General features: G+C 34.4%; 12 protein-coding genes. 6 read left to right on the forward strand and 6 right to left on the reverse strand.

Annotated elements, in window-relative coordinates; all coding sequences use genetic code 11:
- Positions 1-66: 66 nt before the first annotated feature.
- From rne to ACN4EE_RS08330, 3 genes are all read right to left on the reverse strand, one after another.
- Positions 67-2,178 (reverse strand): ribonuclease E, encoded by a 2,112-nt coding sequence (gene rne, locus ACN4EE_RS08320; RefSeq protein ID WP_431705959.1) that lies wholly within the window; start codon positions 2,176-2,178, stop codon positions 67-69.
- Positions 2,179-3,151: 973 nt separating this feature from the next.
- Entirely contained in the window at positions 3,152-4,630 is a 1,479-nt protein-coding gene (locus tag ACN4EE_RS08325) for an ammonium transporter (RefSeq protein WP_431705960.1), read from the reverse strand.
- Between the two features lie 86 nt (positions 4,631-4,716).
- The gene (locus tag ACN4EE_RS08330) at positions 4,717-6,312 is read right to left on the reverse strand and encodes an AAA family ATPase (RefSeq protein ID WP_431705961.1); all 1,596 of its coding nucleotides are present in this window, start codon (positions 6,310-6,312) and stop codon (positions 4,717-4,719) included.
- Positions 6,313-6,543: 231 nt separating this feature from the next.
- Here ACN4EE_RS08330 and ACN4EE_RS08335 point away from each other — a divergent pair, with 231 nt between their 5' ends.
- Together ACN4EE_RS08335 and ACN4EE_RS08340 are read left to right on the forward strand one after the other, a co-directional pair.
- Complete coding sequence (locus ACN4EE_RS08335; RefSeq protein WP_431705962.1) at positions 6,544-7,131, forward strand: hypothetical protein; 588 nt, start codon at positions 6,544-6,546, stop codon at positions 7,129-7,131.
- 258 nt (positions 7,132-7,389) lie between these two features.
- The gene (locus tag ACN4EE_RS08340) at positions 7,390-8,340 is read left to right on the forward strand and encodes a pentapeptide repeat-containing protein (RefSeq protein ID WP_431705963.1); all 951 of its coding nucleotides are present in this window, start codon (positions 7,390-7,392) and stop codon (positions 8,338-8,340) included.
- 156 nt (positions 8,341-8,496) lie between these two features.
- Here the strand turns inward: ACN4EE_RS08340 and msrA are convergent, their stop codons facing one another.
- From msrA to murJ, 3 genes are all read right to left on the reverse strand, one after another.
- Positions 8,497-9,078, reverse strand: coding sequence for a peptide-methionine (S)-S-oxide reductase MsrA (gene msrA / locus ACN4EE_RS08345; RefSeq protein ID WP_431705964.1), 582 nt, complete (start codon positions 9,076-9,078; stop codon positions 8,497-8,499).
- Between the two features lies 1 nt (position 9,079).
- Positions 9,080-9,559 carry a peptide-methionine (R)-S-oxide reductase MsrB gene (msrB, locus tag ACN4EE_RS08350; protein WP_431705965.1) on the reverse strand — a complete coding sequence of 160 codons (480 nt, stop codon included), beginning with the start codon at positions 9,557-9,559 and terminating at the stop codon, positions 9,080-9,082.
- 78 nt (positions 9,560-9,637) lie between these two features.
- Positions 9,638-11,224: a murein biosynthesis integral membrane protein MurJ gene (murJ, locus tag ACN4EE_RS08355; protein WP_431705966.1), complete on the reverse strand. Its 1,587-nt coding sequence runs from the start codon at positions 11,222-11,224 to the stop codon at positions 9,638-9,640.
- Between the two features lie 302 nt (positions 11,225-11,526).
- Between murJ and gltX the strand changes: the two genes are divergently transcribed.
- The 4 genes from gltX to rpsR all read left to right on the forward strand — a co-directional run bounded on the left by gltX (position 11,527) and on the right by rpsR (position 14,851).
- Complete coding sequence (gltX, locus tag ACN4EE_RS08360; RefSeq protein ID WP_431705967.1) at positions 11,527-12,963, forward strand: glutamate--tRNA ligase; 1,437 nt, start codon at positions 11,527-11,529, stop codon at positions 12,961-12,963.
- Positions 12,964-13,085: 122 nt separating this feature from the next.
- Complete coding sequence (locus tag ACN4EE_RS08365; RefSeq protein WP_431705968.1) at positions 13,086-14,150, forward strand: glycosyltransferase family 4 protein; 1,065 nt, start codon at positions 13,086-13,088, stop codon at positions 14,148-14,150.
- A gap of 244 nt (positions 14,151-14,394) precedes the next feature.
- Positions 14,395-14,589, forward strand: coding sequence for a 50S ribosomal protein L33 (gene rpmG, locus ACN4EE_RS08370; RefSeq protein WP_431705969.1), 195 nt, complete (start codon positions 14,395-14,397; stop codon positions 14,587-14,589).
- Positions 14,590-14,635: 46 nt separating this feature from the next.
- Positions 14,636-14,851 carry a 30S ribosomal protein S18 gene (gene rpsR / locus ACN4EE_RS08375; RefSeq protein ID WP_431705970.1) on the forward strand — a complete coding sequence of 72 codons (216 nt, stop codon included), beginning with the start codon at positions 14,636-14,638 and terminating at the stop codon, positions 14,849-14,851.
- Positions 14,852-14,953 lie beyond the last annotated feature (102 nt).

Consider the following 14,953-nt stretch of genomic DNA (forward strand, 5'->3'; position numbering starts at 1 on the left):
AATTAACAATTAACAATTAACAATTATTCACTATTCACTATTCACTATTCACTATCCTAAATTTTGTTACTCATTTTCCATCACGGCGGACGATCGAGATGTACGACGACGACGAGTACGAATTACGGGTTGATCACCTTCTAAAGCCTCTTTGATTACTGCTTCTGTAATAGTTTCAGGTTCAGCCATGATGCTTTTATACTCCGCAAAGTCGTCTTTTTCCTCATTGTCTTCTTGAGGTTTAATATTCAATGTGAAATCAAGGTTAGGAGTCACTATTTCCTCCTCAAATTCATCATTAGTGACACTACTGTAAATGATTTCGTCCTCTTTCTCCTCGTCTTGAGAAACGATATTAGAAATAGCATCTAAAAGAGGATATGCAGAAATTTCATCATCCTCTGGGGAATAATTGTCAGTGTCTGGTGATGTTTCTGTATAGAGATTGTTTGTATTTTCATCGGGAGATTTTACATACACCATAACAGCTTTGGGGTCTTTTAATTCCTGCTCTAAACGCAGTATCGGAGACACCCCCATTAAAGCATAAATTTCTTGCTCTGTTTGCGTCATCTCCACCACCACTTTCTCAAGTTTGCTTTCATCTCGATGGTGACGAGGTAACACTCCTCTTTCTTTTCTGGTTTCACGGGTTCGATCGCGCTGCCCAGTTTCACGATCGATCTTACTCTCAGATTCCGTTAAATTATTAGTACCCACTACCATTTCATCTTTTAAAGGAATATCTCGACGACGACGGCGACGACGGGTTGTACCATTTTCTTGCTCTTGGTAATTGGGATAATTAATCAATTCTGTATCTTCTAAATCATTGCTATAATCATCAGCTACAATAATTTTATCTTCCAGAATTGGTTTATCGAAAGTTTTGGCGGCAATAATGGGGGTATAATAATTAGACGGTAATGGATCAACATCATGATGACCGGGTAAATGAGCGACTAATCCTAAACCGTTACAGTGAGAACAAGGTTGTCCAAATAATTCATAGATATTTTTGCCCTGCCGTTTACGAGTTAATTCCACCAATCCTAATTCAGATAATTGAGCGATTTGAGGACGGGCTTTGTCGGTTTTCAAGACTCGGTTAAAATGTTCTAGTAATTTGAGTTTGTCTCGGCGGGTGTCCATATCAATAAAGTCCACCACGATTACACCGCCAATGTTACGCAGTTTTAATTGACGGGCAATTTCGATCGCCGCTTCATAGTTAGTCCATAATACCGTTTCTCTGGAAGTAGCAGAATGAGTAAACGAACCAGAGTTGACATCAATTACCGTTAAGGCTTCCGTTGGTTCGATAATTACATAACCCCCAGAAGGTAAATCAACCCTTGATTTTAAAGCCTCTTTAATAGCGGCATTAACTCGAAAATAATCTAAAATGGGGATAGATTCTTGATGAGCATTAATAAAAACCCCGTCAGGTGATTGCCCTGCCCCCCAATTCATTAATTGTTTTTTCACCCTTTTAACGCTATTTTCCGAATCCACCACAATGCGATTAACGTCATCGGTGTACATATCTCGCAATACCCTTTGAATGAAATCATCATCCCGATTTAAGAGGGCAGGAGCGCTTATATAATTCGCTTCTTGTTGGATTTTATCCCATTGTTTTTGTAATAAGTCTAAATCCTCAATAATGGATTCTTCGGCTGTACCTTCGGCTTCAGTACGCACTAAAATGCCCATACCAGAGGGTTTGAGTAAAATAGCTAACGCTCTCAATCGATTACGCTCATTGTCATTTTTGATACGGCGAGATAAACTAACCCCTTTACCGTAGGGCATTAGTACCAGATAACGTCCTGGAAGACTAATATTTCCCGTTAAACGAGGACCTTTTGAGCCTGTAGGTTCTTTCATTACTTGAACCAATACTTTTTGTTGAGGAGACAATAATTCTGTAATTGCCCCGGCGGTTTTTCGTAGGCGTAAAGGACCTAAATCTGTTACATGAATAAAACCATTTTTTTCTGCATCGCCGATGTTAACAAAAGCCGCATCTATACCTGAAATGACGTTTTCTACTGTACCTAAATAAATATCTCCTACCTGTTGATTTCCTGTGGCAACGACTAATTCTTGAATTTGATCTTCAGCAAATACTGCGGCTATGTGATGTTTTTCTGCAATAATTATTTGTTTTGGCATTCAATTTCCTCAAAAAATTTGATAATAGTTTAATTTTTATTTTGCTATTGCTCTGATGTACGAGATTTTTTTTGCTACAATTTTTATTCCCAAAGACTTTTTTACTAAGTTTCATGGGGTTTATTGTGGCATTATTTAAGATAATTCAAATTATTTTTGAGAATAATATAGAGTCTATATTTTCTTTGAGATTGTCAGTAATAATATTTTCCTCTTGTTCTTTTTCTGGGATAAAATCTTGCTAGTTATTCATGGAGCTAAAAATCAGCAAATCTAAGCTATTAAATCTTTCTCCAAATCAAACTATTTATCTGGTAGCTGGACTTACATATAAAGTCAATTAAGGTTTTTACATCAGTTTTATCTCACAAAGAGTTATTAGGGAAAATTGTCTGAAATCTTGTCTTAATATTTTATAGTCTCTATTTCTTCTTCCTTTCGATCGAACATTATTACAACAAGAAAGTTAGATAAACTTTACTTATTTTGTTACTGATAGGATGTAAACAGGCAACATTAATTACATCTAGTTTTAAGGTTTAATTATGACAAGAAGGCACACGGTGCGAACCAATAATTGCCTCTTGTACCGATGGAATTAATTTTGTCGGAATAGTTAAATTGTCCTAGTAGTAAAATTTTCAACTCAAATCATTTTCAGTCAAAATGCTTACAGTAAAAGTCTTTTATATATTATAGAATACAGTAAATGGGAATTTATAACAACCCTTAATTATTTTTGGATATTGCTTGACTATTTTTTTACTTGAGCTTTGACACTCGATGTCTGTTTCTTAGGAATGATTCCTAGAAAGATTCGATCGTCAAGGTATGTTCAACTTAACTTATTAGATTATAGCTTATTTGTGATGAAGAATTGAGAATGAAGAATTAACATCCAATTCTTTTTTTACTCGTTACTGATTACTCATTACTGATTACTCGTTACTCATTACTCATTACTCATTCCTCATTATCTTCCGTCAATGCTTCCCATTTCACCTTCTAACTCTAAGAAGCCACTATAAGCCTCCATACCATGCTCACCTATATCTAAACCTAAATATTCTTCTTCTTGGGATACTCTTAAGCCTAGGGTAACTTTTAAAATATTCCAAAATAGAAAACTAAAAACAATCATAGTGATACCAATGGTAATGATACCTAATAATTGAGAGCCTAATAGGTTAAAATTACCACTGCTAAACAATCCCGATATATTGTCATCTCCTGTAATTAAGGCATCAGCAAATAGCCCCACTGCGATCGTACCCCATACTCCATTAACTAAGTGTACAGAAATCGCACCCACTGGATCATCAATTTTGAGACTATCGAGAAAATAAACAGCAAAAACCACTAAAATCCCCGCTAACGCACCAATGAGGATAGCACTGGAATAACTTACCATAGAACATCCTGCGGTAATTGCCACTAATCCAGACAAAATACCGTTAATAGTTAGAGATAAGTCGGGTTTTCCTGCTAAAATCCAACTGCTGATAGTAGCAGTAATAGCACCAGAAGCGGCGGCTAAATTAGTAACAACGGCAATATAGGCAATATCTTCATTGACTGCCATAGTCGAACCGGGGTTGAAACCAAACCAACCTATCCAGAGGATAAAACAACCAAGGGTAGCAATACTTAAGTTATGACCGGGTAAGGGCATTATACCTCCCCCTGCGGGATATTTTCCCATTCTAGGACCTAAAATGATCGCTCCTGTCAAAGCACACCATCCCCCTACAGAATGCACGACAGTTGAACCTGCAAAATCCTGAAAACCCATCTGGGCTAACCAACCGCCTCCCCATACCCAATGCCCGATAATGGGATAGGGAATAGCGACTAAAAAGACACTGAATAAAACAAAATCGATAAATTTAATTCTCTCTGCCACCGCCCCAGATACGATCGTAGCGGCTGTACCGGCGAAGGCGACTTGAAATAAGAATTTAGCCGACAGGGGTACTCCTGCCCAACTTAAGGCACTATAAACTCCTCTATAAGCGTCATCAACTGCAGGGCTATTATCAGCACCATTCAAGAAAAATCCTTGTAAACCGATGATACCATTACCATCTCCAAACATTAAGCCAAAACCCAAAACCCAAAATGCGATCGTAGATACGGCAAAAACGATCAAGTTTTTCGATAACATATTGACAGCATTTTTGCGACGACAAAAACCTGTTTCTAACATGGCAAAACCAGCATTCATTAAAATAACCAACACGGAAGCTAAGACAACCCATAAGGTATCTAAACCTACTCTTAATTCACTGGTAATAGCTGTTAAATCTGAAGGGGTATCTTGAGCATATACCGCATAACTGGAACTTAATAATAGAATGGCACTTAATACAACGCAACCTTGCCAACTAGAAGATTTTTTAATTTTATTAATAAATATATTGAGTCTTTTGCGATTTGTGTTGATTTTTAACATTTTCCTCTTTTCAATTTTTGACCTCAGCATTATAGAGTACATAGAGGATTGTATTTAGCATCAATTTTTACAAATATTTAATCAAGCTAAAAAGGCGTATTATAAATCATAATTAATTGTCGTTGAGGATTATATACTTCTACAAGCATTTTATATTTCTGACTGAGATATTGATAATTTTTTTCAACTTGTTCAATATGAGTATTTACTTGTTGTTTCTGTGCATCATTATTGGTTAAACTATTCAGATTTGATAGAGTAGATATTTTTTGTAAATATTCTTGATTTAAAAATATTTTAATACTATTATTGTCAATACTGTAGTTACATTTTAATTCAGTTTGATTGCAGATGGTTTCTAATTCTGCTTTAATCTCTTGTCTAACAATAGCTTGTTTAAGTTCTAGTTTGGCTTTATCTAGCTGTTTTGTAATATTATTTTCTAAGGTTTTACTCTCGGAAGCAATAAAAGTTTCCGTCGGAATTTTTTTGACTTCGTTTAAGGCATTTTCCCAATAGGATACAGCTTTTGTCCATTGATTATTTTTTTGAGAATCTAAGGCTAAATTAATAGTCTTTTCGGCTTGTTTTTTTTGATTTACGGCATTTTTTTCATAAGCAATTCGCTTTTGTATTTCTATCAAATTGACTAGATAATTATTTAAAATACTTTCTTTTTCCTGATAGGCTTTCGTTAAAGGTTCGATCGATTCTATTTGTTTAATAGCAGTTTGCCAACTTTGTTCAATATTTTCTAAGTCAGTTAAATTGGTAATTTCTTTTTGTTGGGTTTCAATTTGTTGAGCTAAATTTTGGGCTTGGATTAAGTTTTCTTCCGCTTGTTTTTCTTTATCAATATTAGTTTGTGCAATAGTTAATTGACTTTGGTAAAGATTTAATTTTTCTTGTTTAAAGTTTTGTAAACTTTCTATAGTTAAAGTATTGATTAAGTCGATCGATTCTTGCCAAAAATCTTTAACTCTAGTCCATTCATCTAAGGATAAAGGAAGATTATTAGTTAAACTTTTTGAGTTATTTTCTAATTGTAAAGCCTGTAATAAATTATCTAATTGCTTAACATCTTCTTGGTACTTTACTATAGCAGAAGTTGCTTCTTTATGAGATTTTGACCAAGAGGGGATTCTTTTTAACTCATTAATTCCCTCAATTAAAGTTACTTGTAAACTTTTGATATTTTCTTGGTTTAAATCTTGAGTATTCTCTTTAAAGTCTTCTAAAATTAAAGTTTTAGTTTCGGCAATCACAGTACATTCTCCCAAAACACAAGGGCGAGTAAAATAATAAAAAATGCCGACAATTCCTAATGATAATACTCCTAAAATAGAAATAATAAAACCGACTGAAAAGTTTTGAGAATTATAATAATTACTTCTTTTTATATCTTCCGAACTATTGTCAATGCTATCATAATAAATTATCTCTTTGTCATTGATATTGCGAATTATAAAGTTATCAATAATTTGGTATCCTGTTAATATATCTTTAATTCGATCGAGCAATTCTGGAATATTTTCACTAATTAAAATGACTAAATAATTATCTTCCTGAAAACAATCTATTTCAACTCGATCGAGATGTTCAAAATCACGACTAATTATCTCATGAAATTCTCGTTTTAAAGTTGTATAATCAAGATTCTCACCCACAGCAGTTTTAATCATAGTGAATTTAACCAAAAAATAGGTATTAACAATAAGATAATCACATCATGGATCACTTTATCATAAAATGAATGGGGAATGGGGAATGAGTAATGAGTAATGAGTAATGAGTAATGAGTAATGAGTAATGAGTAATGGGGAATGAGTAATGAGTAATGAGTAAAAAAGAATTCGATGTTAATTCTTAATTTTTAATTCTTAATTCTACATTCTTAAGGGGGTTCGATCGAAATGAATCAAAAAATTATCTGGCAAACAAAAAGCGAAAATCCTGAAAACTTAGGCAATTTACAATTAATTAGTCAATGGTGGTCAAATCTTGACCAAAAACCAGTAAAATTAGCCCAGAGAGTAATTCCAGAAAGTGGCAACCTCGAAGACATAGACTGGAAAACCCAAAGATTTGACGAAGAATTCACCCTAGAATCCCCTCAAATTAGAGGTATTACTCTTTACGGGAAAAAACAAGGGGAAGAAAAAGAATTTGGCTATACACCACAAAAAATAGAATTAGACGGCGATTATCAACAACTAAGCATTTATCTTCAGTCTCAATCTAATATTATCATTCGTTTCACGATCGATCGAGTCCAATATCCAGTTTTGTCTTTAGGGGAAGTGGAAATAGTTACTAATCCATCAGGAAAAAATCATTTAATTTTGTTAAGAAATCATGAGCAAAAAATAGAAGTAACTTTTAATTTAAACCCGAATCAGCAATTATACTTATTATCTCAATTAGCAAAAACCTTAAAATTGAATCCAAAATTAAATATATCCCCCGAAACTTTAAGAGAATTAGTGGAATTACTACAGTAAATATTTTGTTTATTTTTATAAAGTATTTATCAATTAGATATGAATATTTTATGTTAAGTAATGTAAATAGATGATTTCTATAGGCAAATTGACGAAAAACCTTATGACTTAATAGGAAGTAGAGTTTATTTTGTATCTATAATAACTTTTTTTGTAAAGCATTTTAAACAAATAGAATATCTCCACAAAATCTCCACAATTGTTTTTTAGATTAGAGCTAATCAAAAATAGAAAGAATTGAAAAGTGAGGTTAAACCTATGAGTAACTTAATACAGGAAATTAATCAGCGTTACCTTTTAGGTGAAAGAAATTTTAGCAGTCATAATTGGTCTAAAGCTAATCTACAAGGAATTAATCTAGCTGGAGTTAACTTAAAAAATAGTGATTTGAGTTTCGCTAATTTAGAAAATGCGAATTTAGAGAATGTCAATTTGAGCAAATGTAATTTAAAAGGTGCTAATTTAAAAGGTGCTAACTTAAAAGGTACTAATTTAGATGAAAGTGATGTAAGTTTTTCAAAATTACACGGTGCAAATCTTCATAGTATTCACGGCAAAAAAGTTAATTTTCGTCAGGCACATCTTAATAACACCAACCTAGAAAAAGCCTATTTAAGTTCTGCTGATTTTACCCAAGCCTCTTTAAATAATAGTAATTTATCCTATGCAAATTTGCGCAAAGCTGATTTACAAAATGCTTTTCTCACAGGGGTAAATTTAACCGAAGCATATCTGGGAGAAGCTAATCTTATTGGTACTTGCTTTACTTCTGCTATTATCAATAAAACCTATTTTAGAGATGCACAATACGATAAAAAGACTCTATTTAATGGCAAATTAAACCTTCAAGAAATGGGCTTAATTTATGCAGAATCTAATAGTGTTTCTCTTGCTGATGTCTTAAAAACTATTAATTATATTAGTGGTTGTAGTGCGAAGTATTTGGGGGTGAGTTTAGTAACAAAATACTGGCATTCTTCCAAGCCAAATAATGAATGGTTAAATAAATTCCAAATCAACAATGAGGGTAGGGTAATTTATTTAGGTATGGAGACGGAAGTACTCAACGATTTTCAACTTAGATGGTATCATCAATGGGTAACGCAATATTTTAATTCTTGCTCTTTTATCATCAATAATTTTTCTCAATTAATCCAAAGCGACTTGTCTTCTTCTCCTTATCGTTTACACTTGCCTTTAGCGGCTTAATTGTGGAGAATTTTCGACATGGTTAAATTCTTGAGATGGTGACAGGGTTGAACATTCTTCAAACCCTACATTAACCAAAAAGTGGGCTGTTTTAGTTATTTTTGCTCAAAAACTATTACCTATTACTTCATCACAATACCATGGGGCATCCCCTAATTAATTATCTCCCCAAATTTCTGTTAATCTTTGATCTCTACCGCAACGATAACGATAGTATTTGTACAAGAGGGGATTTTTCTGATAATAGTTTTGGTGATATTCTTCCGCAGGATAAAATTCCTTGACGGCTTGGATTTGCGTATAAATGGGCTTTTGCAGTCGTTTCGCTACTTTTTCTTTGCTTTGTAAGGCTAGTTGTTTTTGAGTTTCGTTGTGATAAAAAATGGCACTGCGATACTGGTTGCCAACGTCACAAAATTGTCGATTTTCTACGGTAGGATCGATATTTTTCCAAAAAATGTCTAATAATTGGCTATAATTGACCAAATTATTGTCATATTCTATATCTACGGACTCCGTATGACCTGTTTTTCCTTTGCTCACTTGTTTATAGGTGGGGTTTTTCACGTTTCCCCCTGTATAACCAGAAGTGGTGGAAATAACTCCGTTTACTTTATCAAAGGGCGATTCCATACACCAAAAACAACCTCCGGCAAAAGTGGCTTTTTCTGTGTCTGCATGGGCAAAGGGTGTTATAATTAAAAATGTAAAAAGTATGATGGCTATTATCTTGTTCATTTTAGGCTTGAGGGATAAATTTTAAGGCTAAACCATTATTACAATAACGTTTTCCCGTGGGTTTTGGTCCATCATTAAAAACATGACCTTGATGCCCCCCACATCTAGCACAATGATATTCTGTGCGTGGTAAAATTAGTTTAAAGTCTTTTTTTGTGCCTAATGACTGTTCGATCGAATCATAAAAACTAGGCCATCCTGTACCGCTATCATATTTAGTACTAGAGTTAAACAAAGGCAAATCGCAACCTGCACAAGCATAAATACCTTTTCTTTTTTCATTGTTAAGAGGGCTAGAAAAAGGCTTTTCTGTGGCTTCTTTTCTTAAAATATTATATTGTTCAGGGGTTAATTTTTGCTTCCATTGCTCATCAGATAAGGAAATTTTTTGAGGTTTATCACTATTAGATTTAGTTTGATTTATGGCAAAAATTAGGGGAAATATGGAGAAACTCAGAGAAAATAATGTACGTCTTTTCATAATTTTTTAAGATGGCAGTACTTAGACAAAACGATCGAAAACATTAAACGATCATCGTTATATTTATAATATAACTTTTTAGCGAGAAAATTTAGCACTTATTTTACTAAATAAAATCTCTAGTTCTGGTAACTTTAAAAGCATGGTAATAAAGAAAAAGATTGCCACAGCAATTAAGCTAGATATAGATAAATTAATTAATTGAATCAATAAACCTTGTTCGCCCCAGAGATAAACTAAAAATTGGTTACTTCCCCAACAAGCAAAACCTGAGATAATAGTAGCAATTACTAAACCCAATAAAATTAAAAACCATTGTTTTAAGGGTAAACCATTTAAGCGTTTATGTAAAAGCCAAATCATAGCAATTATAGAAAAAATATTAACTCCGATCGTACTAAAAACTAAACCTTGAGTTTGAAATTCTTGAACTAATAAATAGTCTAAAACAACGTTAATAAAAATGTTGACAATACTAATTTTAAAGGGTGTTTGCCCGTCTCCTAAAGCATAAAAAACTCTGACTAAAACATCCCTAGCTAAGTAAAAAAACATTCCAATTCCATAGGCTAATAATACGGGTGCGACAATAGCCGAAGCAGAAGATTCAAATACACCTCGCTCATAAATAATTCTCACGACGGGATTAGATAAAGCGGTGAAAATAGCAGTAAGAGGAAGCATGGTTAATGCCGTTAAAATCAAGCCTTGACGGATTCTCATTTTTAATTCATCCCAATTTTCAGGACTTGCTAACCGAGAAAATACAGGTAAAAAAGGCACTAATATCATATTAGAAATAATGCCTAATGGAGTTAACACCACAAAGTTTGCGTAGCGCATGGCGGCGGCGGCATTTTCGATGTAAGAAGCAAAGTATAAATCGGTATAAACATTAATATGTAGCATTCCTGAAGAAAGAGTGGCAGGAAGCATGACTTTTACCACATCATTAACCCCCTCTCTCCCCCAATCGAAACGCAATTTTAAGGTACTAATTCCGAGTTTAATTTGGGTGGCTTGTTGTGCTAACCATTGCCAAAGTCCCCCTGCTAAAGTTGTTCCTGCTAACATCATACTGCCGAACTGAATATACTCAGGGCTGTTGATTTTTTCTCCTAAAAACCAAAATAAACCTCCAACTCCAATGACTATAGTTAAGCTAGAAAAAAGAGGACTGATACTCGGTAGCCAATATTGATCTGAGGCGTTTAAACTACCAAAACCGATGCCAATTAATCCCGCAAAAATCGCTAAAGGTGCCATGATTTGCAGTTGCAAAATTGCCATATTGCGCACATCCGTTGCTAATCCGGGCGCTAATAAATCAATAAATCGATCGGCGAAAATAACTAATATTATTGTAACAACTAATAAACAAGTACTAACAAGAGTGGTAATGGTTTCAATGAGGGGAGCGGCATCCTTTTGATTACGTTTGGCTAACACACTTACAAGGGCGCTATGAAATGGTCCATTAATTCCTCCTAGCAAAATTAATAAAAATCCCGGAATGACGTAGGCATAAGCGTAGGCATTTACCACCGTACCAACTCCGAAAGCGGCGGCGACTATTTGTTCTCGTACTAAACCAAATATCTTACTGATAAAGGTGGCTAAAGCTACTATTCCCGCTATACTGGCTAAAGATTTTTTTTGACTCACTTCGATCGAACCGTAAACAACTGTTTGACCTATTATCTAGCAAAATGGATCAAAAAATAATGAGGAATGAGGAATGAGGAATGAGGAATGAGGAATGAGGAATGAGGAATGAGGAATGAGGAATGAGGAATGAGGAATGAGGAATGAGGAAATATTTTATAACGGTTTAACACTACTTTTTGCACATCCCTAAGAATCAAGAATTATTCCTTAATACCCGAATACTCACCTCTTCTCTTCATCATTTTATATCGAACTCAGGTAAAATAGGGGGTTATACAAAGTTATTATATAAATTCATTATGTCCGTTAGAGTCAGAATTGCACCCTCTCCCACAGGAAATTTACATATAGGTACAGCTCGTACAGCCGTATTTAACTGGTTATTTGCTCATCATCATCAAGGTACATTTATACTAAGAGTTGAAGATACGGATTTAGATCGATCGAAACCCGAATATACTGATAATATTAAGTCGGGATTGACTTGGTTAGGGTTAAACTGGGATGAAGGACCATTTTTTCAAACAGAGAGATTAGATTATTACCGTCAAGCCATCCAAACTTTACTAGATAAGGGTTTAGCCTATCCCTGTTATTGTACATCTGAAGAATTGGAGGCGATGAGAGAAACCCAAAAAGCCCATAATCAAGCGCCTCGTTATGATAATCGTCATCGTAATCTATCTCCAGAAGAAATTGCCAAATTTGAAGCCGAAGGAAGAAAACCCGTCATTAGATTTAAAATTGACGATCATGAGCAAATTGTTTGGCATGATTTAATTAGGGGTAAAGTATCGTGGCAGGGTAGTGACTTAGGCGGTGATATGGTAATCGCGCGCACCCCCGAAAAAGACGGCGACACCTTCGGGCAACCTTTGTATAATTTAGCGGTAGTGGTGGATGATATTGATATGAATATTAGTCATGTTATTCGTGGGGAAGATCATATTGCCAATACAGCGAAACAAATCTTATTATATCAAGCATTAGGGGCGAAAGTGCCAGAATTTGCCCATACTCCCCTGATTTTGAACTCTGAAGGCAAAAAATTATCGAAACGTGACGGAGTGACTTCGATCGATGATTTCCGTAAAATGGGATTTATTGCCCCCGCCTTAGTCAATTATATGACACTCTTAGGATGGACTTCTCCAGACTCCGAAGAAATTTTTACCCTAGAAGAAGCCTCCACAAAATTTAGTTTAGAAAGAGTCAATAAAGCAGGAGCAAAATTCGATTGGGATAAGCTAGATTGGTTAAATAGTCAATATCTGCACAAAATTTCTACTGAAGAATTATTACCTTTATTAATACCTTATTGGCAAGAAGCAGGTTATCAAATTAATCTTGATAATGATAAAGATTGGTTATTAGAATTAATCGCTTTAATTGCACCTAGTTTAACTCGTTTAACCGATGCAGTAAAAGAGGCAAAATTATTCTTTACTGATAGTATTAATTTAGGAGAAGAAGCCCAAGAATTTTCAACTCAAGAAGGAGTAAAAGAGGTTTTACAACAGGTAATTAATGCCCATAAATCGGAATTGACTTCTGATGATGCTAATGGTATTGTTAAACAAATTACTAAGGATTTAAAAGTGAAAAAAGGTTTAGTAATGCGATCGATCCGCTTAGGTTTAACAGGGGAATTACACGGTCCTGATTTACTGCAAACGTGGGTTTTATTAAATAAAAAAGGTATCGATAAAACAAGAATTGAAAGCGTAATTAATTAATCAAAAAAAATATGTAAAACGGGCATCCTGCCCGTATCGATATTTAACAAGGGCATAATTATTTTAAAAACCTTTTTGCCCAATATTTATAACAAAATAGCAAAAAAATCTCGATCGAAATAATGAAAATTTTAATTTTATCGACTCCAGTGGGCGCATTAAGTTCCGGTATCGGCGGTGGAGTAGAATTAACTATCTATAATTTGATTCAAGAAATGCAAAGGCGTAATCATATTGTGAAAGTAGTCGCGCCTCAAGGTTCATCTTTTCCTCATGCTGATATAGTGGAAATAAAAGGAAATTTGCATATTCCAGCCCAAACTCAAACCCGTGAGATTCCCACTATCATGCCTGAAAATTCGGTGTTAGCCAATATGTGGGAATACGCAAGACAGGTACAAGCAAATTATGATGTTTTAGTTAATTTTGCCTTTGATTGGCTTCCTTTTTATCTTACTCCTTTTTTCGATAGTTCGATCGCCCATTTTATTAGTATGGGATCATTATCTGATAGCTTAGATCAAATCATGGCTCAGATAGCGAAAAAATATCCTCAAAATTTCGCAGTTTATACCAAATCTCAGGCGCAAACTTTCCCTTTTCCTGATGTTTGTCAATGTTTAGGCAGTGGTATTGATTTATCTCTATATCAATTTAGGGAAAAACCAGAAAAAAAATTGGCATGGTTAGGGAGAATTGCCCCCGAAAAAGCCTTAGAAGATGCAGTGAAAGCCTCCGAAATTACTCAAATACCCTTACTTATTTTTGGCAAAATTCAAGACGAAAACTACTGGGGCAACATTTTAACACAACATCCCAACGCACCGATCGAATATAAGGGATTTTTGTCAACAGTGGACTTACAAAGAGAATTAGGCTACTGTCAAGCCTTATTAATGACTCCCCGTTGGATAGAAGCCTTTGGTAATGTTGCCATTGAAGCCTTAGCCTGTGGTGTACCTGTTATCACTTATGCTAGAGGAGGTCCTGCGGAAATTGTTACCGATGGAAAAACGGGATTTTTAGTAACTCCTGACAGTGTTGAAGAATTAGTCAACGCCATTAACCGTATTCCAGAAATTCGCCGTGAGGATTGTCGTCAAATAGCAGAACAGGAGTACTCTTTGACGGCTTGGGGCGATCGATTTGAGGCATGGTTGAAATCTGTTAAGAATGTAAAATTTTGATATAACTGGAAACTATAATTGACAAGAAATGTATCCATTTTTTATGGTTAGTATCTACCCTCGATTTGCCTTTCATAAAGTAAACATACAATTAATTTTGCCTACTCACTTATAAACCTTTAGTTTGTGGGAAAAAGTAGGATTTCTTCATGTCACAGAAAAAAAGCCTTGTCAAAAATCTAGTTTGTATAGGATAATAATAGATTGTGTATAAAATCACTGTTATAGTAACTCGACTAAAAAAATGGCAAGTAAAAAAGGTGTTCGTTTAATTATCACTCTTGAATGCACCGAGTGTCGTACTAATCTTGATAAACGTTCTAAAGGTGTTTCTCGTTATACCACCATGAAAAATAGACGTAATACAACCGCTAGATTAGAATTAAAAAAATTCTGCACCCATTGCAACAAGCATACTATTCATAAAGAAATTAAATAATTTCTGGACTGATATTTTTAAAGTAACAAAAGGATTAATATAAATTATGGCTTATTTTCGCAAAAGACTATCTCCTATTCCTCCTAGTCAACCCATTGACTATAAGGATGTTGAATTATTACACAAGTTCATCACTGAAAGAGGTAAAATGCTTCCTCGTCGTATCACTGGCTTAACTGCTCGTCAACAAAGAGATTTAACTACAGCAGTAAAACAAGCTCGTCAGGTGGCTTTATTACCCTTTATTAATGTAGAAGGTTAATTTCATCCTATGGACTTCTCCAAAAACAATGATTTTCAGTTAGAAATCATGAAAAATATAGCTTGAGATTCGTCAATGGTTGCTGAGAATTGATTGCTTTTT

Origin of the sequence: Geminocystis sp. CENA526 (genome assembly GCF_050753365.1) — a bacterium.
Lineage (GTDB): Bacteria > Cyanobacteriota > Cyanobacteriia > Cyanobacteriales > Cyanobacteriaceae > Geminocystis.